The sequence below is a fragment of the Enterococcus raffinosus genome, from assembly GCF_001886185.1.
GTDB lineage: Bacteria > Bacillota > Bacilli > Lactobacillales > Enterococcaceae > Enterococcus_A > Enterococcus_A raffinosus.
This window is the reverse complement of the sequence record NZ_JXLA01000019.1, coordinates 1-22,588: the sequence shown is the minus strand read 5'-3', so window position 1 is coordinate 22,588 and position 22,588 is coordinate 1. Positions and strand designations below refer to the sequence as shown.

Here is a 22,588-nt window from a genome sequence, read left to right as displayed (position 1 = left end):
GTAATTTAAAAAGCAAAAAGCACTTCCTCGATTTGAGAAAGTGCTTCGACTATTTTCCTTATACGATCGACATGCCGCCGTCAACAACGATGAATTGACCATTAGTATAACTTGACGCATCGCTGGAGAAGTAAAGGATTGTTCCATTTAATTCACCATGCTTGCCTGGACGGCTCATTGGGTTCAAGCCTTGATATAGATTTAAGAAGTCATCGGATTTGAATAAGGTATTTTCGGTCATTTCAGACTCAAACAGTCCTGGTCCGATGGCATTGGTTGTGATATTGTATTTCCCATAGCTGGCCGCCATTCCTTTAGTCAAACCTAAAACTGCCGCTTTACTAGCATTGTATGAATGACGAATGAACACGTCCTCTTTATCCGCCATAATCGCGTTTATGGACGCAACATTGACGATTCGTCCATAATTATTGTCCATCATGTGCTTAACAACATACTTGCTAACGAGGAAGATTCCCTTCACGTTAACGTCCATTGATTTGTCGAAGTCTTCTACCGTCAAGGAGTCGACACCGCCGCCTACTGCGATCCCCGCATTGTTCAGTAAAATATCCAGATGACCAAAGTGGTCAAATGCTTGTTGGATTCCAGCCTTGACGTTCGCTTCGTCTGTTACATCCATCTTAATTGCTAGAACATCACGGCCCATCTTTTTGATTTCTTCCGCCAATTCTTCTAGTCTTTCCAAGCGTCTAGCTAATAACACCACATCCGCGCCAGCTTCCGCATACGCAATTGCCGCGTCACGACCTAACCCGCTGCTGGCACCTGTTACTACTGCTACTTTTCCATTTAAATCAAACATATCCTTACCTCCTCCTTTTTGTTAGCGCATTCATTAGTGCTATCCTAACGGTACCGAAGATGGTAGGGTAATGTCAATAGCTTGTTAAAAAAGAGCGGATTTACTCATTAAAGCTTTCTGGTTTCGAAAACTTCCTTCGCAATCATAATCGCGTTTAGTACCTTAGGAAAGCCAACATAAGGAATACAATGGGTAAAAACCTCGATGATTTCTTCTTTAGTGATACCGACATTCAATGACCCGTTAATATGGACGATCAATTGATTTTTCGTGTCGCCTTGTGTTAACAGACTTGTAATGGTGATGATCTCCCGTTCTCTAAAGGAAAGAGTATCTTTTTCATAAATATCCCCAAAGGCAAATTCCAAAATGTAGCGGCCAACATCTGGGGCGATCCCTTCCAGCGTCTGGATGACACGTTCCCCAGCCTCACCATCGATCGCCTTCAAATTTTTCATTCCTTGTTCCAATCTTTTATCATACATAGCAGCTTTCGCCTCCCTTATGGTAAAGTACTATAAACTATCAAGTGGACTTTATAGCAAGGGATTAAGTAAAAAAAATCGAACGAAGGAGAGAACAGATGTATAAAATCAGTGAGGTGTCGAAAATGATCGGCTTCAGTGTGCCGACACTACGTTACTATGAGGAACTGGGAATCAGTGCTCCCGCCAAAAATAAAAGCGGCTATCGTGAATACAGTGAGGCCGATGTCGAGTGGCTGCGCTTCATTCACCGCCTAAAACATACCGGGATGGATTTGGAGTCGATCAAAAAATATTCTCAGTTGCGCAGCCAAGGCGATCAAACCATCGAAAAGCGTATGAAGCTTCTGGCTACCCAAAGGAATCGCCTGCTAACGGAAAAAAGAAAAATTGAGCAGCATCTGACCTTTTTAGAAGAGAAACAAAAGACTTATAAAGAAATGCTGGCAGACAGAGACCGCTGATAGGAAACTATAGTTTCTTATCAGCGACGAAAATAGTCTCACTTTCGTTCCCAGCGCTTCTTTTGAAACAATACTTTCGATTTTTCTTCTCATTGTTCTTTTATTTTATAATGGAAGAAAAGGAGGCATTTAATTATGTGGGTATACAAAAGCGAAGTATTGGAAACATCGATAAAATGGTTTAAGGATAGTGCAAGTGTGGAAGATCTGGATCGGTTAGATGATCTAATCAATACTCGATCAGCAGAAGGATGGGAATTTGTTACCCATTCTTATATGCCGAATGTGATTGCGACAAGAAGCGCGATCCTCGTAACATTTAGAAAAGAAAAATAGCAGCTTGGACTTAAAGACTGGGAAAAATCCTAGTCTTTTTTTCTATGACTAAATTCAGTTTTACACAATTGCTTCAAACAAACCGCCTTCTTCCTCTCTTCGTTAAGACTCCTGCAGAAATCAGCAAAATGAGACCTGTCGGTACTTGACTAAGTTATTTTTACAGCAACTATTCTTAAAAAATAACTTGCATTTGTTTTGCTTTTCACCTAAACTTTATAAACAGAGAGAATGAGAATCATTATCACTTATCTAAGGGGTGAGTTCTTGAAAAGAAAAGGAATTATACTTGGTCTACTTTTGTTAAGCGCTCTCTCTTTATTTATCGGAGTCAAAGAGTTGATGCTGCAGGGGTTGCTTCGAGGCGATTCTGAGCAATGGCTGATCCTAGCCACTACGCGTGTTCCGCGAACCGTCAGCTTGCTTTTAGCCGGCGCGACGATGAGTATTTGCGGTCTGATTATGCAGCATCTCACACAAAATAAATTTGTTTCACCAACAACAGCGGGCACGATGGATAGTGCTCGATTGGGGATTTTACTGGTAATGCTTTTTCTGCCAAATGCCTCTACCAGTATTCGGACGCTTGCCGCCTTTGTTTTTGCTTTTCTCGGAACCTTGATTTTTTTAGGACTAAGCCGACTGCTTCCAAATAAAGATCCAATATTTTTGCCTTTGCTGGGTGTGATGTTCGGCAATATCGTTGGTTCTGTCGCGACCTTTTTTGCTTATCAGTTTCAACTGATCCAAAATATGTCCTCCTGGCTGCAGGGAAACTTTTCGTTAGTCGCCAAAGGCAGCTATGAGCTGCTCTATCTGACGATTCCTTTATTTTTCATCATTTATCTATTTGCCTATTCCTTCACAATTGTTGGCTTAGGTGAAGATGTGGCGGTTAATTTAGGTGTCAATTATCGGTTGATGCAAATGCTTGGGATCGGTTTGGTCGCTGCCGCCAGCGGATTGGTATTGATCATGGTAGGGACAGTGCCTTTTTTAGGCGTGATCGTTCCAAATATCGTTTCCCTGATCTATGGAGATCATGTAAAGCAAAATCTATGGATTACCGCGTTGAGCGGCAGTTTGTTTTTAATGGCCTGCGATATTATTTCCCGCATCGTCATCGCCCCCTATGAAGTGCCTGTCAGTCTAACAGTAGGGATTTTAGGTAGTCTGATATTTATTTATCTATTGGTTAGGAGGAGACGTGCATGAAACGATCTCTGCCAAAAAAGGAGCTGCTTTTAGCTAGTCTTGTCCTGATCGTTCTGCTCTTGTGCGGTCTTTATCTGACATATAACACCTATGGGAACTTTCAGTTTGCATGGATGCTGCGAGGGAAAAAAGTGGCGGCCTTTTTACTTGTTGCCCTGGCGACAGGAATGGCGACCATCAGCTTTCAAACTATGACACAAAATCAATTTTTAACCCCAAATATTTTGGGCCTGGATTCCTTATACGTGTTGATTCAAACCTTGCTGTTTTTCATTATCGGCGGAGTCAACATGCTGTCGCAGGAGCAGACCTCCACCTTTTTGATCAGTATTCTTTTGATGGCGCTGTTGAGCTTGCTGCTAGCGAAGGTCTTGCTGAAGCGGCAGCAAAACGATCTATTCATCCTACTGATGCTGGGGATGATCTTTGGAACCTTATTCAGCAGCACCAGCAATTTTTTACAGGTCATGATGGACCCCAATGAATACGATCTGTTGCAGGGACGGCTCTTTGCCAGCTTTGGAAATATCAATACGACGCATTTAGGCTTGGCGGCTGGCATCATTATCCTAGGGTCCCTCCTTTTATTTGCTGCCAATCGTTACCTGGATGTCTTGCATTTAGGGGGAGATCAAGCGACCAATCTAGGAATCTCACTAAACAAATTTCAAATTCTGATCTTATTTTTAGTCAGTCTCTTGACTGGAACCGCGACGGCATTGGTGGGCCCTATTACCTTTTTAGGCTTTATTGTCGCCAACATCAGCTATCAGCTGATGCCCACCTATCGCCACAGCTATCTGTTCCCTACCGCCGTTTTACTAGGAATGATCTTTTTGATCGGCAGCCAATTTTTAGTCGAACAGGTCTTCCAGTTAAAGACGACAGTCAGTGTGGTGACACAATTTGTCGGCGGCTTGTATTTTATCTGGAAAATCATTTATGAGAGGAGACGGCAAAAATGATCGAGCTAAATGACGTATCAAAGAATTACGGGATGAAGAAAGTCATCTCTGAAGTGAGTTTGCCCATTAAAGAAGAGAAGCTGACGGCTTTTATCGGACCAAACGGTGCTGGCAAAAGTACCCTGCTGTCGATGATCAGTCGGTTGATCTCCATTGATGCCGGGCAAATCTATCTCGATCACAATGAGGTAAAGGCTTGGCGTTCCAATGAGCTGTCACAAAAATTATCAATCCTAAAGCAAAGCAATGGCGTCAATCTGCGGATCACTGTCCGTGAGCTTGTAGGCTTTGGCCGCTTCCCCTATTCAAAAGGCCGCCTAACCAGAGACGATCTGGAGATGATCGATTACGCCTTAGAAAAACTAGGGCTAGTGGAAATGGCGGAGGAAAAAATTGATACGTTATCTGGCGGACAATTACAGCGGGCCTATATCGCGATGATTCTAGCCCAAGATACGGAATACATTTTATTAGATGAACCTTTGAATAACTTAGACATGAGTCATGCGGTACAGCTGATGAAAACCTTGCGTCGCTTAGTAGAAGAAGAACACAAGACCATTTTATTGGTGATCCATGACATTAACTTTGCGGCGACCTATGCCGATGAGATCGTTGCGATGAAGGCGGGCGAAATTTTTGCCCACGGAACGATGGAGGAGATGATCCAGCCACAGATTTTGAATGCCCTATACGATATGGAGATCAAAATCTGCGAGCTAGATGGCAAACGCTTCTGTATGTATTTTAATTAAACATTTTTAGGTATCAAACTCATCAACCTTGAGTTTTTTAACGATAAATTAGGAGGAAGAAGGAATGAAAAAATATATAGTTGGCTTATCTTTGGTGTTGCTAGGGGCAGGTTTGGCGGGCTGCGGCTCAACGAACGGTGAAAGTACCAGTGCTTCTACCGACAAAGCAGCGACAAGTAGTACAGTCAAAGAGGCAAAGACGATGGAGGTTCAAGATTCGAATGGCAAAGTGACTGTACCAAAGAACCCTGAGAAGGTCGTTGTTTTCGATAATGGCTCGTTGGATACCTTGGATGCTCTAGGTGTCGGCGATAAGGTGGTAGGCGCAGCTACGGACAACTTGCCTGAATATTTAGCGGACTACAAAAAAGTGGACTCTGCTGGCGGAATCAAGGAACCCGATCTAGAAAAAATCAATCAAATGAAACCGGACTTGATCATCATTTCTGGTCGTCAAAGCGACTTTTTAGATCAACTGAAGGAAATCGCCCCAACGATGTATCTGGCGGTAGACACTTCCGATACCTGGAACTCTATCAAGCAGAACGTGGAGACGCTAGGAAAAATCTTCGGCAAAGAAAAAGCAGCCAAAGAACAATTAGCTGAATTAGAAACCAGTATAAAAGAAACCAAAACAAAAGCTGAAGAGAGCAAAGACAAGGCCTTGACCGTTTTAGTAAATGAAGGGCAGCTTTCAGCTTACGGAAAAGATTCTCGCTTCGGCATTGTTTACGATACCTTTGGATTTGCACAAGCCGATGATGCTATCAAAGCTTCTACCCATGGTCAAAGTGTTTCTTACGAATATGTGTTAGATAAAAATCCAGATGTACTATTCGTCGTTGACCGTACAAAAGCAATCGGTGGTGACGACAGCAACAATAATGTCGCTGATAACGAACTCGTCGCTCAAACAACTGCCGGCAAAAATAAAAAAGTGATTTCTTTACAGCCAGACGTATGGTACCTAAGCGGCGGCGGTCTGGAATCAGTCAAAATGATGCTAGAGGACGTCAATAAAGTCTTTGAATAGCAGCAAAAAAGCCTTGAGATCAAGGCTTTTTTTATTGCTATTCATTGATTGCTTCAATTCCTTGCTGCTTCATGTTCTCTACGTGAGCCATCATTGCTTTCAATTGTTCAGGGGAATGACCAGACCATTCCGCAACCTCGCCGACAATTTTCAACGGCTGCTGCGTTCGATAGGAGCGTGTCGGATTTCCCGGAAATTTTTTATCCGTCAGATTCGGATCATTTTCAAATTCGCCTGTCGGCTCTACTTGATAAATTCGTTGCCGAGTCTCACCCAGCGCCAATTCAGCGCCCCAGATTGCCGCCTCCATTGTTCCGGTAAAATAGACAAAATTTGCTTTGACTTGTTTGCCGTAATTGGAGTTCTTTCCTGCTGTGATCAACTCACCTATCTTTAGATCCGCTTTGGTTCCGTGATAAAAAGGGCCCTTGTCCAATCGTTTTTCCATCAAATCACTCCATCTTCATTTTTCCTGTAACGGAACAGTGTAGCAATAAAAGCGTTGCCTGTAAACTATTCTGTCGGCTGAACCTGCGACAGCTGCTCCGCAAATTGCCAGGTCTCGCCATTGTCGGAAGAACGATAGAGACAAGCGAAAATCTTGCCTTGGTCGATTCCCTTCATTTTCAATAAATAGAATTTCGTCTCCAATTGATTGGTACCGACCTGTGTCACCTCATTTGGCGATTGGAACAGATCCAGCCCGCCAGTTTGATACTCCGCGGGAATGGTTACGATCGCCTCCTTGAAGGAGCTGCCGCTATTATTGGTGTAATATAATTTTTCTCTTGTTGAAACAAAGCCTAAAGCCGGATTCACAAAGCTGACATTTTGGACCGGTTGACTGATGGTCGTGCCGTTGCTTCTAGACCATGTCTTGCCGAAATCATTGGTTTGGTAGATTTCCAAGCCTTCAGAAGAGACCTCCGGCGACGCATTCGAATAAACGAGTACGCCACTGCCGTCCGCGAAAAATTGTGCCTTGCGATAACGCATTCGTTGCGCATTTTCTGAGACAAGTGATTTCTGCCACGTCTTGCCATTGTCCTTGGAGAATAAGAAATACAATTCCTTTTCGTTCTCCGAATAGATAAACCAAGAGAAATCCGACGAGACATTGTACGTCTTATCCATCCAATACCCCATGGGAATCTCCCCGCTAGTCAGCAAATAGCTGCCTGAACGGAGCCATTCTGGTTTTAATGGGACAAATGACCATGCGCTGCCGCCATCCGTCGTCAGGTACAATTCCTGGGTCTGTTCATTCAAATCCAATTGATTGGTCTGGCTGGTTTTTTTAGTCGGTGCCGCGCCTTGCTGCGTCAGTAAATCTTCACTCGTTAGCGGAGCCGCTTCGCTGGAATTGGTAACAGTTGAATGCCTCGGCTCATCAGTTCCGCCATAAAGCATTTGATGCCGTGTCATTCCATCGTAAGCAAACACTCCTGCTCCCGCAAAAAAGAGCACGCTAATCAATAGGAAAGATCCTTTTCGATTCATTCCCTGTGTTTTAGGAAAATGGACAGGCAGTCGTGGCGGTTCCTCATTCAGGACAAATAATTGAATCACGGAAAATCCCCAGAACTCTTGCCGTTCACCTAAGAAGACCTTCGCGCCGTCAAATGTCGTGGTCAATTCAAGACATTCCGGCTTTTCTAACCGCAATGTCGGTTTTCCTGCCTCTTCCGCTAAGTAATAGGCTTCGCGATCCTGATAAACAATCGGATACTTGGCCGCCCTCTTAACATGGTGTGCTAAAAAACGTTGAAAGGATTGCCGCAGTCGGACCTCTTGAATCCCATTCAGTATAAAGAAGGTCACTACCGCGATGACACTGAGGATTCCCAGCACTAATGAAAAATGATAAAATCCCCGCAGCCAATAGCCGCTGTCGATCGAGTAGACACGCATTTCCAATCGCTGATAGACAAAGGTACCGATTCCGAAAAATACTACCGAAGCAGCAATTAAAAACAAAAATGCTGTGCGCAAGTTTCGCTGTCGATTTTTTCGAACACGCTTATAGATCGCCTCGCCTGCCGAAAGCAAATCGATGATTAATAATTCCTGATCCATAAATTCTCCCATCTGATAAACTCGTTTCACTTATTATCCGCTAAAAACAAGCAGGTGAATAGACCGTTCCCACTATCTTAAAAAAAGTCCTAGAGATTGCTCTCTAAGACTTTTTCAACGTGCCTGTTACTTCATGCATTCCTTTTCGGATATAGGTAAAGCCTGAATAGAGGACAACTACGATGACGATCCATGTCAACACCGTCATGTTCAATCCTGTAACAAAACGGGTCGCGATAATCACACCGATGATTCCCCCGATCGTGATCCCTAAGCTTACTTTGCGCGAATAATCACCAGATTTGATAAAGTTTGTCCCCGCCACAGGCATTAATCCTGCACAAGAAGCCATCATAATTGGAAAGGCCACTAGCGGACTTAATCCCAGCATATACACCAATGCCATACACGGCGCGTATAAGCCAACACCAATCGTCATCAAGGCACCTAAAATGAAGTTGCCGACAATCCCGATGATCAATTTCACACCCGTCAAGCCAGTTAAATGATTGCCTGTTCCTAATAGATCAAGCATCCCTAATTGTTTCAACGCCATCAACGCGGCTGTAACAATCAAAGCGATTCCCATATAGAATTGCACTTTTTTCTCAGGCAGCTTGCTGACTGTTTTCGAACCAATGTAAGACCCAACGATTGCCGCGATAACTAATGAGAATAACGTCAGCGGCGCTACTTTTACAACGGTAATAAAAATAAATGCTTCAATAATAACCGGAACAGTATGAGAAACGTTCAAGGTTCCTGGTAATTGACGGTCGTTGTCCAGCTGCTTTGTCATCTCCAGCAGCATTGTCGTCGGCGCAAAACTGCCGATTCCCAGCGTATCCATCGCATCCGTGATAAAACCGATCACACCGGAAACAACCATATTTCCGCCGCCCCAATTGCCACGTTCAGCGATCAAATCGCGAATAAAATAAAACAGATAATAAACCAATAGGACACCTAACAGTCCCAACAAAATTTGTACCATAGTTCTCTCCTCTAAAAAAATAATCAATGAAAGCTCTTTTTCCTTTTAAGATAATACAACAATTCACAAGGATTTTGACTTAAATCACCTAACAGTTTGATGATATTCGTCCTATAAACAATAGAGGATTCTATGAGTAGCTGGCAGAAATCGCGCAATACAAAAAAATAACCCTCAATTCATGAAGGTTATTCACTCAAAACAAAATAATGGTTCTCAGGATCAGCGAAATTAAACTGCCGTTTTTCGCCCTGTTGGACAATCGGATTCACCGTTGTCCCTAATTTTTGCAATCGTTTATGGTAAGCGTCCAGATCCGATACCTTCATAAGCAGTGATGGAACATTATCGACGACTTCTGGAGAATATCGTTCGATAAATCCGCGATCGAACAATACTAGATGTACTGAATCGAACAATTCCACCGTCACCTGCAAGGAATCATCCGGCATTGTTTGCTGAGAAATGATTCTTCCTTCTAACCCCTCCTGCCAAAAGGCCGCTGAGCCTGCTACATCATTGACATACAGCATGATCTCTATTTCCTTAAGCATTTTTCTCCACCATCTCCTGCAAACGAAAGCGAACCATGTCTTTGATCAACTTTTTCGGCAGCTCCTGTGTATAGGGAATCTGCAAGGCGCCTTTTGAGGTTTTGTAATCAGATAGCTGGTCCGCAAAAGCGGTCATCGCGCTAGGCGTTGGATAAAAACCCAGATGCTTTTTCATTGCGCCAAAATGAACGAGATTTTCCTTCAAATAAAATGTTGGCATCCCATAGGAAAGCTTTTCGGTCGTTTCTGCTGGAAGCAGCTCTTTAATCAGCTGATAGATGTCTTTTAGCATCGGCTGCTGCTCCTGCTCCGCGTCATTTATATATTCTTCGATCGGTGACATAAGTTTCACTCCTTCATCGTGTTGCATTCAGTCTATCGAAAAGTATTGAAAAGGTATACAAACTTGCTCTGTTTCTATTCATCTTTCAATAAATCGCTCAATGAAAAGCCGTCGAAGGTTTCGCCATCGTAATATTTCAATAACTGATCCGCTGTTAATAGTGAAGAGGTCATCTCCTCCTCCTTATCCTCCATTTGATTCAACGCGACATATTCCTGATATTGTTCCGCCAACTGGCGATACATTGCTTTTTTAGATGGACCTTCCCCAGTGATAAAAGGCAATTCCTTGAGATGCCCCCGATAAAGCGGCAGCTCCCCCACCCATTCAATCGGTTGTTCAACGACTGTTAAATGAACCTCAGCAAAAATCTCTTCATACATTAGTTTTCTTCCTCTCGCATTTTTCGATACTGTCGTGGCGTGACGCCCTCAATCTGCTTGAACCGTTTGTAGAAAAAGGCCTTGTCCTTATATCCTAGACGCTCAACGATTGTCTGGATGGTCAGATCGGTCTGCTCCAAATAGCTCTTGCAGCGCTCAATTCTTTTCACTAAGACAATTTCCGTATATGAATGACCCGTCTTTTCCTTTAATAAGTTGGATAAATAATTGGGATGGAAATGAAACTTTTGTGCGACCTCTTCCAAGGTTACCTGCTCCAAGCGAGCATCGATATACGCTAATATTTCTTCCGTCAGCTGACCATTAGAGACAACGCTATCCTTCGCGATCAACCGTTCAGGAGCGGCCTGACTGATCTCCACGATCAAAAGAACAAATGCCGATTTGGTCACCTTATTATTGAAGTACGCCATTTTTACCACCTGCTTTAAAAGAAGCAGCGCGTAAAAATGAACGTCTGTGATCGTCGCAAAATCATAGACTAGAAAACGTGGAATTCCGTTAAACTCGTCACTCAATGCCTCTACAAAAAAGCGGTAAAGCAACGGCTCTTCTAAAAATTGACTTAACAACGATTCGTTAAAGTAGCTTCGCTTAAAATAAAAGGCAATCACTTCAGCCTCGAAGTTGCCGCGATAAGAAAGGCTGGTTACAGCATTGGCTATGACTAGACCGCCAGCATCCAGCACCTGCTCCGTATCCTTGATTTGAACGGCCACCGTTCCCTTCATTACATACAATATGCGAATAAAATCAGCAGGAACCTCTATTCGATCAGACGTTTCTTTCGTTACAAAGGCTGCGATCTCCCGCCGCGGATTAGCAGCAAAACGCTGTACCTCCCCGACCATTTGACCATCATCACCCAAGTAACAATCCAACGTTTTCAAAAATTGATAAAAGCTGACATACTGCTCTGTCGTTACATCCATTTCCCCACAACCTTAGAATCGAACACTTTCTTCTTTATCTAAACTATTTTAAATAAAGTCCCTTCAGCATATAATCTCTTTAGTGATTGTACCATCTTTTTAACAATTAAACATTTGATTGAAACACTTTGCTCAAAATTAAGCAGACCTATAGAAATAGAAATTAGGAGGAATCAGTATGAAAATTGGTTTTATTGGTGCCGGGAATATGGCATCTGCAATCGTAGAAGGCATTGTTCAAAAGGGATTCAGCAAGCCTGAGGATATTTATTTATATGATATCTCAACCGAAAAGGTACAGGCTTTTGCGGATAAAGTGGGCGCCCATGCCTTGAAAGATCCTCAGGAAGTCATTAAAACCGTCGATACCTTGATTTTGGCAGTAAAACCCAATGTCATTAAAGGAGTCTTGTTGGAAGCGAAAGACGCCATTCTGCAAAATGATCCTTTGATTGTTTCCATCGCGGCTGGAACAAGTACCGAAGCTATCTATGAAGTCTTTGAAACAGATCAGCCGATTCGAATTGTCCGCGTCATGCCGAATATGAACGCGATGGTGGGTGAAGGTGCGGCCGCTGTTTGTGGAAACACCAGCGCTACCAAAGAAGACGTGGCAGTAATCATTGATCTATTCAACGCCGTCGGAAAAGCCTGGCCACTAGAAGAGAAATATTTTTCTATCTTCACAGCAATCGCCGGCAGCTCTCCTGCGTATACATTCCTATTTATCGACTCCATCGCTCGTGCAGCCGTGAAAAATGGCTTGCCGAAAGATCTAGCATTAGAAATGGCGACCCAAGCAATTTTAGGCAGCGCACAAACCTTAGCCAACAGCGATGAAAACCCATGGACTTTAATTGATCGGGTAAGTTCACCTGGTGGAACAACGGTTGCCGGGATCGTAGAGTTAGAAGACAACGCCTTTATCTCAACGGTGATTAAAGGGATTGACGCGACAATTCGTAAAGATGAGGAATTAGGTAAAAAATAGCATGAAAAAGAAGGACCGCCGATTGCTTGGCAGTCCTTCTTTTTACATATGAATCGGCAATCCTAGTCCGACTTCACACGCATCCATCACCATTTCTGAAAGTGTCGGATGTCCATGAATCGTTAGAGAAATATCCTCTAATGTGAGATAGGATTCGATCGCCAGAGTGATCTCAGCCACTAGATCACTGGCGTTCACACCAACGATTTGAGCGCCTAGAACCAGCTCGGTCTCTTCCTCAAAGACTAATCGAACAAACCCTTCCGTAGCATTCAACGACAAGGCACGTCCGTTGGCCTGCATTGGGAAATTCGCTGTCTTGGCTTTGATCCCTTCCGCCTTTGCTTCTGCCAAGGTATAGCCAACTGTTGCCACTTCCGGGTCGGTGAAGCAGATTGCTGGAATCGCGCGATAATCCTTCGCCACATTTTTCCCGCCAATCACTTCAGCCGCAACCTTCGCTTCATAGCTGGCTTTGTGGGCCAGGGCCAGACCTTCCACAATGTCACCAATGGCAAAAATCGTTTTCTGAGAGGTCCGGTATTGCTCATCTACTTTAACCAAGTTTCGTTCAGTCAGTCTAACGCCGGCTTTTTCCAAACCTAGACTTTCCGTATTGGGTCTGCGCCCGACTGTGACCATCACATAATCTGCTTCGATGGTTTGAGTCTTGCCTTTGACCTCAAATTCAACCGCTACGCCATTTGCTGTCTCTGTCGCTTTCTTCGCTTTTGCGTCTGTGAAAATAGACACGCCGTTTTGTTTAAAGCGCTGAGCAACCAGCTTTTGAATATCCGCTTCAAAATTCGGCAGGATATTCGGACTGCCTTCAATGATCGTGACCTCTGAACCCAGATTGCGATAGGCGCCGCCAAGCTCTGAGCCAACGATTCCCCCGCCGATAATTACCAGCTTCTTCGGTATTTCCTTTAAATTCAAGCCGCCAGTAGAGTCCAATACCCGTCCGCCAAAAGCAAAACCAGGAATCTCGATTGGCCGGCTGCCGGTTGCGACGATCGCATGTTTGAATTCCAGCTTTTCTTCCCCTTTTTTTGTGGTGATCGTTAAGCTTTGCGGACCAGTAAAGGCTGCCTTGCCCATAATCACGTCCGCACCATTTTTCTTTAAAAGCATTCCAACACCAGAGGTCAGCGTTTTGACGACCTGCTGATCCTTCCATTGCTGCGTCTTGGCAAAATCTAAGGTTGCCTCCTTCACACTCAAACCTAAAAAGTCAGAGTGCTGGGCTTCTTGATAACGGTGTCCTGCTGTAATCAATGCTTTGGATGGGATACATCCTACATTCAAGCAGACACCGCCAATATGTTCAGCTTCTACCACTGTTACCTTTTGTCCTAATTGTGCTGCACGAATGGCCGCTACATAACCGCCAGGTCCTGCGCCGATTACGACTGTATCTGTCTTTTTCGTCATGTTCAGCCCCCTCTACAGCAACAAGCTCATTGGATTTTCCAACAGGTCAACAATCATACTTAAGAATGCCGCGGCCGGTGCGCCATCAGCAACTCGATGATCAAAGGACAGACATAAGTTCAACGCCGTGATCGTCGCAACCTGCGGTCCTTCTGGTGTATTCTCAACAACTAATTTGTCATAGCTGCCGCCAACACCTAGAATTGCCACTTCCGGCAAATTGATAATTGGATTGAAGGTTTGAACCTTACTGCGGCCTAATGAACTGATCGTAAAGGTCCCGCCACTCATTTCTGCCGGCATCAATTGCCCGTCACGCGCTTTTTTCGTCACCGCTTTTACAGCTGCGGTCAGATCACTTAACCCCTTCTGATCCGCTTGTTCCACAACAGGAACGACTAAGCCATCAGCGACTGCCACTGCAACACCAAGATTGACATGCTCGAACCGTCGGATGCCATCCTCATAGGCATTAGCATTAAATTCAGGATACGCTTTTAGCGCGACCATCGCGGCTTTTGCGATAATTTCTAAGAAGGATAACCGCTCGTCGGTGCGTTCTTCCACCATCGGTAATAATTGCTTCCGCAGCTCGATCACTTTTGTTAAATCAACTTCCGCATTCATGGTCACGTGAGGAATCGTGTGCTTGCTTTCTGACATCTTGTCGGCAATGGCTTTACGCATCCCGCTCCAAGGAATCAGTTCGCCTTCTGCAGCTTTTTGTGCTGGCGCGGCTGCAACTGGTTTTTCTTGATATTGCTTCACATCTAAAGCTTGAATGCGCCCTTTTGGACCCGTTCCTTGAACTTGCTGCAGATCAATTCCTTTTTCTCGTGCGATGCGTCGAGCCGCTGGTGTTGCCCGAACTTTCGTTGTCGCAACGGTTGTTTCTTTAGCAGGTTCAGCAGTTGCTGTCGTTTCCTCAGCTGGTGCTTCTTCCGCTGCTTCTGTTTCTGCTCCCGGCATTTCCGCGGGAACGTCTTCCCCAGCTTCACCAATGTAGGCGATCACGGAATTCACCAGTGCGCTATCTCCGTCGCCGATATATTTTTTGAGTAAAATACCTTCATCATAGGCTTCCACTTCGATCGCGATTTTATCCGTCATTACTTCAAAAATCGCCTCACCGATTTCCACGGAATCGCCTTCATTTTTTAGCCAAGTCGTGATCGTTCCGACATCCATCGTGGAACTTAACTTCGGCATCAATACTTCATTCGCCATTTTTTATCCCCCCTACGCCATCAATCCACGACAAGCTTCAACAATATCCTCCACTTGAGGAACCGCTTTCTTCTCAAGCTCTGGATGATACGGCATCGGGATTTCTTTACCGGCTAAACGGACAATCGGTGCATCTAAGAAGTCGAAGCATTCCTCTTCTGCGATCACGCTTGCCAGCTCAGCACTGAATCCGCTGCGTTTTACTGCTTCAGTCACAACAACAGCTTTTCCTGTTTTAACAACAGAATCAATAATTGCCTGTTTATCTAGCGGTACCAGCGTCCGTGGATCAACCACTTCGATTTGAATGCCTTCCTCCGCTAAAATATCTGCGGCTTCCATGGCTTTGTGAACCATAATTCCAGTCGCTACAACTGAAATGTCGGTTCCTTCTCGTTTGATATCTGCGACTCCGATTGGAATCGTGTATTTTCCTTCCGGTACATCTGAACTCGTCCGGTAGCAAAGCTTGTGTTCATAAAACATGACTGGGTTATTGTCTTCGATCGCTGCATGCAGCAAACCTTTCGCATCATAAGCCGTCGCTGGTTGGATAACCTTCAATCCAGGGACGTGGGCTGTCCAGTTTTCTAAGCTTTGCGAGTGCTGCGCCGCCGCGCCTGTTCCCGAACCGCCTGGTGTGCGCATCACCAATGGAATTTTCGCTTTTCCACCGTACATGTAGCGGATTTTTGCTGCTTGATTGACGATTTGATCTAATGCGATCGTAATGAAGTCTGAAAATTGAATTTCAAAAATCGGACGCATTCCTGTCATCGCCGAACCTACAGCCGCTCCCGCGATCACTGATTCAGAGATCGGTGTTGAACGCACCCGTTCCTCACCAAATTCTTCCACCATACCCCGACTCACACCGAAAGCGCCACCATAAACACCGATGTCTTCACCTAACATGAAAATATCTTCATCTTCTCGCATCGCTTCAGACATTGCTTCTCTGACCGCTTCCGCGTACGTGATTTCTCTCATTATTTGCTCCTCCTAATTCTCTCTAGTCTGAATAAACGTCTTCGTACATGCTTTCAATCGCCGGCATTGGGCTTTCTTCCGCGAAGGTTACCGCATCTTCAATCGCCTGTTTCGCTGCTAAGCGAATTTCCTCTGCTTCCTCTTCCGTGAAGATCCCCGCCGCTACGAATTTTTCACGAGCCAATTTGATTGGATCGCGATTCTTACGCCAATCTTCTTCCTCTTCCTTCGTACGATATTTCTTCGCATCAGATTTCGAATGGCCTTTCCAGCGATAAGTCATCGCCTCAATAAGGGTTGGGCCTTCTCCGCGACGCGCTTTTTCAACCGCGTCATAGGTAGTATTAATGACTTCGATCACGTCATTTCCTTCGATAGTAATTCCTTCGATTCCATACGCTTTTGCTCGTTCAGACAAACGCTCAACGTTCATCATTGTTTTAAACGGTCCGCTCATTCCGTATTGATTGTTTTCAATAAAGAAGACGACAGGCAATGCCCAAATGGAAGCCAGATTCAAGGATTCATGGAAGCTGCCCTCATTTGTTGAACCATCCCCGGCATACGCTAAAGCAACCGTGTCATTTTTTTTCAATTTTGACGTCAGTGCCGCACCTGTAGCGATCGGGAAGCCGCCGCCTACAATCCCATTTGCGCCGAGATTTCCCGTATCCAGATCCGCAATGTGCATTGAGCCACCTTTCCCATTGTTCGTTCCCGTTGTACGTCCAAACAACTCTGCCATCATTTCATTGATATTTGTCCCTTTAGCAATTGTTTGTCCATGTCCGCGGTGCGTTGCAGTGATCCAGTCGGTCTTTCTTAAAACTGCTCCGCTACCTGCGGCTGTCGCTTCCTGTCCCACTGCCAAGTGAGTGGTTCCGTGAATCAATCCTTTGGCAAATAGCTGGTCCACCTTCTCGTCAAAGAAACGAATTTCCCACATTCTGCGATAAAGCTCTACCAAATCCTCGTCCGTCAAACCTGCTCGATTCGGAATCGAGATGTTTTTCGTTGCTGTCATCATTTATGCGCCTCCATTTTTATTTATCTTCATCTAATAACGTTTTAGCTGTCTCTTCATCGGTAATCAAAACATTGACTAATTTCCCCTTTAACGCTGCTCTTATCCCGCTGACTTTTTCTTTGCCGCCAGATACGCCAATCCGTTTGGGAATCTGCTTTAATTCCGACAGGCTGATGGCTAAGACCCGATCATTCCAAGTGCAATCTGTTAACTCGCCCTCCTCATCAATAAAGTTGTAACAAATATCTCCTGACACATTGCCAGCAGACAATTCCTTTCTTAGTGGTACTTCTTCATTCGGCAGGTAGGCTTTAGTCATCGTGGAATACGCGGGCAATCCGCCAATTCCCACTAATGCGACATCCGCCTTCTTTCCTTTGTCAAAAACGTTCTTGATAAAGGATTGTGCCATAAACACCTTTTTGGCTTCAGCCGAATCAACGGTGATTGGTGCATGCAGCTCCAATACTGAGCCGCCGCTCTTGCGGGCAAAAATTTCACAGACCACATTTGCCTGCAACGCCGTATGCTCTTGTCCCAATCCGCCTACTAACGGAATAAATCGAATATTTTCCATTTGGTTTTTCGGCAAAAAGTTTTGAGCCGCTTCGTGAACGACCATCCCCGCGGAAACGCCAATGGTTTCATCGCCTTTTAAAACGCGTGACAGGTATTTTCCAGCGGCGATCCCGATCCGTTTGTTCAGCATTTCAGCTGCGGCTGGCGCGATACAAATGACCTCCGTCAATCCAAATTTTTCAATCAATTTCTCTTCTAACATGCGATAGGGATGGACAAGATCGTCATGAATGATAATCTCTACCAGACCTAAGGAACGTGCCTTTGCTAAATACTTGGATACCAGCGAACGACTAATATTAAATTTTTTCGCCACATCTGATTGCTTTGCTCCCTCTTCGTAATACATGGAAGCAATCTCGGTTAACAATCGGGCATCGTCGGAATAACTCATTTTTATTCCCTCCTAGTTCGTGCCAATGAGCTTCTTTTTGAAAAAGAGAACCTGTATAAAGGAACTCTTTCTTAATTTAGACTCATTATTATCATATGTTCTTATATTTAACATATGTTACACACTCATCATAAGAGCCTTGCCTCTTAGTGTCAACGCTTTCATCAAATGATTTTTTTCACAATCTCATCTTTACAAAATGTTCCAACGACGCGGTTTTCGTAACATATGTCACAGCTCTTCACATTCTTTTGGGTTTACTGACTTTTGAATAAAAAGATCATAGTAAAAACCATGTATTATTGCGTTCTCGCGAAAGGACCAATAAGGTTGATTTTCACTATGATTTTTCCAAATGCTTTATGGTACTCGATAAATGCAGGAGAATGTTTCTTCTATTCGTTCCTAGAGTCCTTTAGTATCTCCATAGTGAAAGAACAACTTACTCAGCTTAAAAACAAAAAGGTACATCCTCGCTGAGCCTCTGATTCTGCCCTATTTCTCATCTCCATCATAATAAATCTGTGCCTCTGTTTATAGTCATCCTTTTTTCATCATTAATCATGAAAGAACAGCTTTTCATTGCTTCCTCAACACTCGGCTCATTAATCGACTTCACACTATAAGGGTCGCCACGTTAGAGCTTTTCAAGCAATTGCTGGCAGCATGTATCCATGTTGAATTTCGTAATAAAGGGGGTGCCGTCAATGATCGGCAGATCCGTCGTGAATTGCGGCTGTCCAATAGCTACAATCGCAGAAATATCTTCGGCTACCTCCGTTACATCATAAATACTTTCTCCAACAACCTCTGCCTCTACTTCTTTTTTCTTCATAAACTCCGCAATATAGTTCACGGCAAAGTTCCGTTTATTGTCGGAGGTACCTGTAACAACTAAAATTTTTTTCATAAGCGCTCCTTTAATAAGTTCTTCCACCATCAGCTAACATAATTTGTCCATGAATATACGAACTTTCAGGACTTGCCAAAAACAGCGCTAGATTCGCAATGTCTTCTGGCTGACCGATCCGCCGAAGCGGAATTTTCTTCACCAGCTCTTCTCGACTAGCTGCATCTGGATAAAGCGTATCTAAAATATCGGTCTGAATGACTCGCGGTGCAATCGCGTTGACGTTGATCCCTCTTGGTCCAAGCTCTTTTGACGCCGCTCGCATTAAACCGTGTTGTCCTGCCTTTGAGGAAGCATAGTGCATCCCGCCACCTGTGCCCGTAATAGCTGATCCAGAGGTGATAAAAATGACTTTTCCTACGTCATCGACAAAATAATCATAAAAAGCCTTCAAGGTATAGAAGGAGCCGTCCAAATTAATATGCAGGACACGCTGCCATTCTTCGATCGAGATTTCATCTATGGAATGTAGATAGCTGATCCCCGCGTTGATCACCAAAATATCCACTTGATGAAAATGTTCAAAAACCTGCTCGCTTGCCCGCTGCAGCGACTCTGGATTTGAGACATCGGTTTGGATAAACAAGGACTCCGAAAAGGACTGAGAAAATTCCGCCGCTGATTGCTCCCCGTTCACTTGGTCAAAATCTAAAATCACTGTGTACGCACCCGCTTCCGCAAACTTTTGAGCAATCGCTTTGCCGATTCCTTTTGCCCCGCCAGTGATTACCGCAACTTTTCCTTTCATGGGTTCGCTCCTATCTCTATTTTATATGTTCGAACATATGCCTTTCGTTAGATACGCGCTTCTTTTCCTATTTATTCAGGAAAAAAAGCGCGCATTGTCTAACTTAAAATATCAATAATTTTCTGTACATCTGCTTCAATTCCAACACCTGTTAAAAGGGACAAGGCACGAATAACAGGGATGTTCTCGCTCTCATAAGCCGTCGTCGTAACAACCAAATCCGCTCCTTGTATTTTTGAAGGCAGCTCGGCTACCTTGCACTGTTCCACTGTTGCCGGAATATTGTTCTTTTCCAGCTCTTCTTTTACCCGCATGCACACCACCGTTGATGTAGCTACACCTGTTCCGCAGGCAATAAGGATATGTTTTTTATTCATTCATCTCAGCTCCCTTAACCGTATTATTTGGATCGTCTTTTCCTGTTGGCAATCCATAATGCTTCTTAATATCATTTCGTGTCCAGAACCACAATGCTCCGTACATAACTAGCGCGATGGCCCCTGCCATGAACGCCGGAAGATTCGATGGATCAATCAGCTTCAGCATGATCCATAGGGTGATGTGGCTGCTCATATCAATCCCTGAAATCATCGTTGCCCCTTCAGGAAAAGCAAAGCCCACTGCATGTGCCATTGTGGTCGTCAATGCCCCTAAATTCGTTGCGATAAAGAAGACGATACAAATGGATGCGATTGAATTTAGCAATCCTCTGAAAATATTTCCTTTGGATGCTGCGACTGACCAGATGACCGTGAAAGGCAATACCGCTAAATCAGCGAAAGGTAATAAGCGATTGAATGGCAGAATTGCCGCTAATAAGATCGTGATTGGTACCATCAATAGTGCTACAGTGATAATTGCCGGATGGGCTGTTACAACTGCCGCATCTAAACCAATGTACACTTCTTTTCCTGGGAAACGTTTTTGAATAAAGGTTTTAGCCCCTTCAGCAATCGGTGATAGCCCTTCCATCAATAAAGCCACCATTCTCGGCATTAAGATCATTACCGCTGAAGTTTGCACACCCAATTGGATAATTGCTTGAGAGTCGTAGCCTGCCAGCAAGCCCATTCCGACCCCTAGTACCAAACCGATCATCATCGGTTCACCAAAGATCCCTAAACGTTCCTTCAAGTTCTTCGCGTTAATATCGATTTTATTGATGCCTGGAATCTTATCCCATACACGGTTCAACGCATAGGTCAACGGCGCAAAGTTTACCGTCTCCCCGTGGGGTAAGGAGATGCCCGGCAAGCCAAAGAAATGCTCGACTGCTGGTGCCGTCCAATCGGCTAATTTGAAAATGACAAAGGAATTGATCAAGGCACAAACAATCGCGATCCAAATCGAATCGGTCGCATAATAAATCATTGCTCCCGGGAAAATCAAATGCCAATAGTTCCAAAGATCCACGTCCATCGTTTTGGTTTGATTAAATCGCAGCAGGATCATATTAAAAATAAAGATTACCGGAATCAAAATTACTGCGATTGGTGTGGCGAAGGTGATCGCTGCTCCGATCGGCCAACCAACATCCAAGATATCCAATTGCAAACCTAAACGTTCAATCATCGCTTGAGAGGATGCTCCGATCGAATCCGAAAGCAACCCAATTACTAGATTCAATCCAGTGAAACCAATCCCGACGGTTAAACCAGCTCGAAAAGATTTACTCAGCTTTTGACCTAAAACAACCCCAAAGACGGTCAAAATGATCGGCAGCATCGCAGCTGCTCCAAGGTCCAATATATAGTTCACACCTGCTTTAAGTATATCTAACATTTTTTCTCCTCCTTGTTTCCATTATTGAATCGTCTTCAATAACTGCTCCACCTCAACAACCTTCTCTTTTGACTTAAGCAACTGTAAGTTTTTCTCATCCTGACATAGCAGCATTAATTTTTGCAGCATTTCCAATTGATTTTCTGGCTGTTTGATCGCCAGCATAAAAATAAGTTCTACTTCTAAAAAAACATCTTTGCTGGCCATCATTTCAAAGGTTACGGGCTTTTCCAACACGCCTACCAAGAACCCTTCCTTTTTTACATGGTCAGAATCCGTATGAGGGATCGCCACATTGATTCCCTGCGTGGGTAGTCCTGTAGGAAAAACCTGTTCTCGTTCAATTACCGCCTCTGAGTAGCTCTCATGGACAAAGCCGGCATCGATCAGCACTCCGCTCATTTCTCTTAATAGTGCCTCTTGGTCCTCTTCATCGAAGGAATAATACAAAAATTTCTGATCTTCTTTTCTCAATAGTTTATTCATAAGGATATCCCATCACTTTATCTTCTAATTTTCTTAACTGATTCATGACCGCTTCTTCCGATTGACATTGATCCATCAACGCTAAAAAATTTTCGGTTGCTAAAATTTCTGTAAAATAATACAAACAGGTGCCGATTGAAACCCCTTCAGGTAAAGAAAAGGCAATAACATACTTCACTGGATCGTTTTTCTGATGGTTAAAGGAAACTGGCTCTGCTAAACGGACAAAGCTTGCGCCAATTTTTTTGGCTCCATGTGAGAATTCCGCATGGGGAATGGCCACTCCTGGTGAGATTACAATGTAGGAATCATAATCAACGACCATTTGAATCATCGCCTGGATGTATTCCGATGTGATTAGTTCATCTGCCAGCAAGAGCTGCCCTGCCGCCTCCACTGCTGATTGCCAGCTATCACAGCTTTGATCCAGTTTGATCCGCTCAACCGTCAGGATCGCAGTCAATCGGTTGATTTCCTGTGTTTCCTCGGCTAGTCGTTCGTTTAGACGATTGAAGGATTCAATATCGCTTAAGAAGTTTTGATACTCACCGTCATCCATGTATTTCTGAATTATCGGTAGAAAATCTTCAATCATCGCCTCTTCTTTAGTAATTGAGCTAATTTCATAATTCGCTTTT

27 protein-coding genes are annotated in these 22,588 nt (G+C 44.1%); 7 read left to right on the top strand and 20 right to left on the bottom strand.

Annotated elements, in window-relative coordinates:
* Positions 1 to 58: 58 nt before the first annotated feature.
* Together RV13_RS11565 and RV13_RS11560 are read right to left on the bottom strand one after the other, a co-directional pair.
* Entirely contained in the window at positions 59 to 826 is a 768-nt protein-coding gene (locus RV13_RS11565; protein ID WP_010747312.1) for an SDR family NAD(P)-dependent oxidoreductase, read from the bottom strand.
* A gap of 107 nt (positions 827 to 933) precedes the next feature.
* A complete protein-coding gene (locus RV13_RS11560; RefSeq protein ID WP_010747313.1) occupies positions 934 to 1,311 on the bottom strand; it encodes a carboxymuconolactone decarboxylase family protein in 378 nt (125 codons plus the stop codon).
* 98 nt (positions 1,312 to 1,409) lie between these two features.
* Between RV13_RS11560 and RV13_RS11555 the strand changes: the two genes are divergently transcribed.
* The 6 genes from RV13_RS11555 (at position 1,410) to RV13_RS11530 (ending at position 6,079) form a co-directional block, all read left to right on the top strand.
* On the top strand, positions 1,410 to 1,775 hold the full coding sequence (locus RV13_RS11555) for a MerR family transcriptional regulator (protein WP_010747314.1): 366 nt from the start codon (positions 1,410 to 1,412) through the stop codon (positions 1,773 to 1,775).
* 135 nt (positions 1,776 to 1,910) lie between these two features.
* Positions 1,911 to 2,111 (top strand): DUF4177 domain-containing protein, encoded by a 201-nt coding sequence (locus RV13_RS11550; RefSeq protein WP_010747315.1) that lies wholly within the window; start codon positions 1,911 to 1,913, stop codon positions 2,109 to 2,111.
* Between the two features lie 267 nt (positions 2,112 to 2,378).
* The gene (locus tag RV13_RS11545) at positions 2,379 to 3,326 is read left to right on the top strand and encodes an ABC transporter permease (RefSeq protein ID WP_028020408.1); all 948 of its coding nucleotides are present in this window, start codon (positions 2,379 to 2,381) and stop codon (positions 3,324 to 3,326) included.
* Positions 3,323 to 4,291 (top strand): iron chelate uptake ABC transporter family permease subunit, encoded by a 969-nt coding sequence (locus RV13_RS11540; RefSeq protein ID WP_010747317.1) that lies wholly within the window; start codon positions 3,323 to 3,325, stop codon positions 4,289 to 4,291. The genes RV13_RS11545 and RV13_RS11540 overlap by 4 nt, the downstream gene beginning before the upstream one ends.
* On the top strand, positions 4,288 to 5,046 hold the full coding sequence (locus tag RV13_RS11535) for an iron ABC transporter ATP-binding protein (RefSeq protein WP_010747318.1): 759 nt from the start codon (positions 4,288 to 4,290) through the stop codon (positions 5,044 to 5,046). The genes RV13_RS11540 and RV13_RS11535 overlap by 4 nt, the downstream gene beginning before the upstream one ends.
* Before the next feature lie 64 nt (positions 5,047 to 5,110).
* The gene (locus tag RV13_RS11530; protein WP_010747319.1) at positions 5,111 to 6,079 is read left to right on the top strand and encodes a siderophore ABC transporter substrate-binding protein; all 969 of its coding nucleotides are present in this window, start codon (positions 5,111 to 5,113) and stop codon (positions 6,077 to 6,079) included.
* A gap of 37 nt (positions 6,080 to 6,116) precedes the next feature.
* Here the strand turns inward: RV13_RS11530 and arr are convergent, their stop codons facing one another.
* The 7 genes from arr to RV13_RS11495 form a co-directional block, all read right to left on the bottom strand.
* Positions 6,117 to 6,527 (bottom strand): NAD(+)--rifampin ADP-ribosyltransferase, encoded by a 411-nt coding sequence (gene arr, locus RV13_RS11525; RefSeq protein WP_010747320.1) that lies wholly within the window; start codon positions 6,525 to 6,527, stop codon positions 6,117 to 6,119.
* A gap of 65 nt (positions 6,528 to 6,592) precedes the next feature.
* Positions 6,593 to 8,167: a hypothetical protein gene (locus RV13_RS11520; RefSeq protein WP_231371733.1), complete on the bottom strand. Its 1,575-nt coding sequence runs from the start codon at positions 8,165 to 8,167 to the stop codon at positions 6,593 to 6,595.
* A gap of 91 nt (positions 8,168 to 8,258) precedes the next feature.
* Positions 8,259 to 9,149, bottom strand: a complete 891-nt coding sequence (locus RV13_RS11515; RefSeq protein WP_010747322.1) for a sulfite exporter TauE/SafE family protein — start codon at positions 9,147 to 9,149, stop codon at positions 8,259 to 8,261.
* A gap of 188 nt (positions 9,150 to 9,337) precedes the next feature.
* Positions 9,338 to 9,703, bottom strand: coding sequence for a VOC family protein (locus RV13_RS11510; protein WP_010747323.1), 366 nt, complete (start codon positions 9,701 to 9,703; stop codon positions 9,338 to 9,340).
* Positions 9,696 to 10,046 carry an iron chaperone gene (locus tag RV13_RS11505; RefSeq protein ID WP_010747324.1) on the bottom strand — a complete coding sequence of 117 codons (351 nt, stop codon included), beginning with the start codon at positions 10,044 to 10,046 and terminating at the stop codon, positions 9,696 to 9,698. The genes RV13_RS11510 and RV13_RS11505 overlap by 8 nt, the downstream gene beginning before the upstream one ends.
* Positions 10,047 to 10,120: 74 nt before the next feature.
* Entirely contained in the window at positions 10,121 to 10,429 is a 309-nt protein-coding gene (locus tag RV13_RS11500) for a hypothetical protein (protein ID WP_010747325.1), read from the bottom strand.
* The gene (locus RV13_RS11495) at positions 10,429 to 11,382 is read right to left on the bottom strand and encodes a helix-turn-helix domain-containing protein (protein ID WP_010747326.1); all 954 of its coding nucleotides are present in this window, start codon (positions 11,380 to 11,382) and stop codon (positions 10,429 to 10,431) included. The genes RV13_RS11500 and RV13_RS11495 overlap by 1 nt, the downstream gene beginning before the upstream one ends.
* A gap of 178 nt (positions 11,383 to 11,560) precedes the next feature.
* On the opposite strand from RV13_RS11495, the gene proC reads away from it, so the two are divergent.
* Positions 11,561 to 12,373 carry a pyrroline-5-carboxylate reductase gene (gene proC / locus RV13_RS11490; RefSeq protein WP_010747327.1) on the top strand — a complete coding sequence of 271 codons (813 nt, stop codon included), beginning with the start codon at positions 11,561 to 11,563 and terminating at the stop codon, positions 12,371 to 12,373.
* Positions 12,374 to 12,415: 42 nt separating this feature from the next.
* Here the strand turns inward: proC and lpdA are convergent, their stop codons facing one another.
* The 11 genes from lpdA to RV13_RS11435 all read right to left on the bottom strand — a co-directional run.
* Positions 12,416 to 13,807 (bottom strand): dihydrolipoyl dehydrogenase, encoded by a 1,392-nt coding sequence (gene lpdA / locus RV13_RS11485; RefSeq protein WP_010747328.1) that lies wholly within the window; start codon positions 13,805 to 13,807, stop codon positions 12,416 to 12,418.
* Positions 13,808 to 13,819: 12 nt separating this feature from the next.
* Entirely contained in the window at positions 13,820 to 15,034 is a 1,215-nt protein-coding gene (locus RV13_RS11480; RefSeq protein ID WP_060789395.1) for a dihydrolipoamide acetyltransferase family protein, read from the bottom strand.
* 12 nt (positions 15,035 to 15,046) lie between these two features.
* A complete protein-coding gene (locus RV13_RS11475) occupies positions 15,047 to 16,024 on the bottom strand; it encodes an alpha-ketoacid dehydrogenase subunit beta (protein WP_010747330.1) in 978 nt (325 codons plus the stop codon).
* Positions 16,025 to 16,046: 22 nt separating this feature from the next.
* Positions 16,047 to 17,051: a thiamine pyrophosphate-dependent dehydrogenase E1 component subunit alpha gene (locus RV13_RS11470; protein ID WP_010747331.1), complete on the bottom strand. Its 1,005-nt coding sequence runs from the start codon at positions 17,049 to 17,051 to the stop codon at positions 16,047 to 16,049.
* A 16-nt stretch (positions 17,052 to 17,067) separates the two neighbouring features.
* On the bottom strand, positions 17,068 to 18,024 hold the full coding sequence (locus RV13_RS11465; RefSeq protein WP_010747332.1) for a sugar-binding transcriptional regulator: 957 nt from the start codon (positions 18,022 to 18,024) through the stop codon (positions 17,068 to 17,070).
* 637 nt (positions 18,025 to 18,661) lie between these two features.
* Positions 18,662 to 18,934, bottom strand: a complete 273-nt coding sequence (locus RV13_RS11460; RefSeq protein ID WP_010747333.1) for a PTS sugar transporter subunit IIB — start codon at positions 18,932 to 18,934, stop codon at positions 18,662 to 18,664.
* A 10-nt stretch (positions 18,935 to 18,944) separates the two neighbouring features.
* Positions 18,945 to 19,682 carry an SDR family NAD(P)-dependent oxidoreductase gene (locus RV13_RS11455; RefSeq protein WP_010747334.1) on the bottom strand — a complete coding sequence of 246 codons (738 nt, stop codon included), beginning with the start codon at positions 19,680 to 19,682 and terminating at the stop codon, positions 18,945 to 18,947.
* 98 nt (positions 19,683 to 19,780) lie between these two features.
* Positions 19,781 to 20,059 carry a PTS sugar transporter subunit IIB gene (locus RV13_RS11450; RefSeq protein ID WP_060789394.1) on the bottom strand — a complete coding sequence of 93 codons (279 nt, stop codon included), beginning with the start codon at positions 20,057 to 20,059 and terminating at the stop codon, positions 19,781 to 19,783.
* Positions 20,052 to 21,464, bottom strand: coding sequence for a PTS galactitol transporter subunit IIC (locus RV13_RS11445; protein ID WP_010747336.1), 1,413 nt, complete (start codon positions 21,462 to 21,464; stop codon positions 20,052 to 20,054). The genes RV13_RS11450 and RV13_RS11445 overlap by 8 nt, the downstream gene beginning before the upstream one ends.
* A gap of 21 nt (positions 21,465 to 21,485) precedes the next feature.
* Positions 21,486 to 21,950, bottom strand: a complete 465-nt coding sequence (locus RV13_RS11440) for a PTS sugar transporter subunit IIA (protein ID WP_010747337.1) — start codon at positions 21,948 to 21,950, stop codon at positions 21,486 to 21,488.
* The coding region (locus tag RV13_RS11435; protein ID WP_143142292.1) for a PTS sugar transporter subunit IIA at positions 21,943 to 22,588 on the bottom strand (646 nt) is incomplete at its 5' end. The genes RV13_RS11440 and RV13_RS11435, both read right to left, overlap by 8 nt.

Coding starts and splice junctions, on each gene's coding strand:
- RV13_RS11535 (WP_010747318.1), top strand. CDS start 4,288: ATGATCGAGCTAAATGACGTATCAAAGAATTACGGGATGAAGAAAGTC.
- RV13_RS11465 (WP_010747332.1), bottom strand. CDS start 18,024: ATGAGTTATTCCGACGATGCCCGATTGTTAACCGAGATTGCTTCCATG.
- lpdA (WP_010747328.1), bottom strand. CDS start 13,807: ATGACGAAAAAGACAGATACAGTCGTAATCGGCGCAGGACCTGGCGGT.
- RV13_RS11500 (WP_010747325.1), bottom strand. CDS start 10,429: ATGTATGAAGAGATTTTTGCTGAGGTTCATTTAACAGTCGTTGAACAA.
- proC (WP_010747327.1), top strand. CDS start 11,561: ATGAAAATTGGTTTTATTGGTGCCGGGAATATGGCATCTGCAATCGTA.
- RV13_RS11470 (WP_010747331.1), bottom strand. CDS start 17,051: ATGATGACAGCAACGAAAAACATCTCGATTCCGAATCGAGCAGGTTTG.
- RV13_RS11540 (WP_010747317.1), top strand. CDS start 3,323: ATGAAACGATCTCTGCCAAAAAAGGAGCTGCTTTTAGCTAGTCTTGTC.
- RV13_RS11475 (WP_010747330.1), bottom strand. CDS start 16,024: ATGAGAGAAATCACGTACGCGGAAGCGGTCAGAGAAGCAATGTCTGAA.
- arr (WP_010747320.1), bottom strand. CDS start 6,527: ATGGAAAAACGATTGGACAAGGGCCCTTTTTATCACGGAACCAAAGCG.
- RV13_RS11530 (WP_010747319.1), top strand. CDS start 5,111: ATGAAAAAATATATAGTTGGCTTATCTTTGGTGTTGCTAGGGGCAGGT.
- RV13_RS11445 (WP_010747336.1), bottom strand. CDS start 21,464: ATGTTAGATATACTTAAAGCAGGTGTGAACTATATATTGGACCTTGGA.
- RV13_RS11565 (WP_010747312.1), bottom strand. CDS start 826: ATGTTTGATTTAAATGGAAAAGTAGCAGTAGTAACAGGTGCCAGCAGC.
- RV13_RS11520 (WP_231371733.1), bottom strand. CDS start 8,167: ATGGGAGAATTTATGGATCAGGAATTATTAATCATCGATTTGCTTTCG.
- RV13_RS11560 (WP_010747313.1), bottom strand. CDS start 1,311: ATGTATGATAAAAGATTGGAACAAGGAATGAAAAATTTGAAGGCGATC.
- RV13_RS11480 (WP_060789395.1), bottom strand. CDS start 15,034: ATGGCGAATGAAGTATTGATGCCGAAGTTAAGTTCCACGATGGATGTC.
- RV13_RS11440 (WP_010747337.1), bottom strand. CDS start 21,950: ATGAATAAACTATTGAGAAAAGAAGATCAGAAATTTTTGTATTATTCC.
- RV13_RS11555 (WP_010747314.1), top strand. CDS start 1,410: ATGTATAAAATCAGTGAGGTGTCGAAAATGATCGGCTTCAGTGTGCCG.
- RV13_RS11495 (WP_010747326.1), bottom strand. CDS start 11,382: ATGGATGTAACGACAGAGCAGTATGTCAGCTTTTATCAATTTTTGAAA.
- RV13_RS11455 (WP_010747334.1), bottom strand. CDS start 19,682: ATGAAAGGAAAAGTTGCGGTAATCACTGGCGGGGCAAAAGGAATCGGC.
- RV13_RS11550 (WP_010747315.1), top strand. CDS start 1,911: ATGTGGGTATACAAAAGCGAAGTATTGGAAACATCGATAAAATGGTTT.
- RV13_RS11460 (WP_010747333.1), bottom strand. CDS start 18,934: ATGAAAAAAATTTTAGTTGTTACAGGTACCTCCGACAATAAACGGAAC.
- RV13_RS11450 (WP_060789394.1), bottom strand. CDS start 20,059: ATGAATAAAAAACATATCCTTATTGCCTGCGGAACAGGTGTAGCTACA.
- RV13_RS11510 (WP_010747323.1), bottom strand. CDS start 9,703: ATGCTTAAGGAAATAGAGATCATGCTGTATGTCAATGATGTAGCAGGC.
- RV13_RS11505 (WP_010747324.1), bottom strand. CDS start 10,046: ATGTCACCGATCGAAGAATATATAAATGACGCGGAGCAGGAGCAGCAG.
- RV13_RS11515 (WP_010747322.1), bottom strand. CDS start 9,149: ATGGTACAAATTTTGTTGGGACTGTTAGGTGTCCTATTGGTTTATTAT.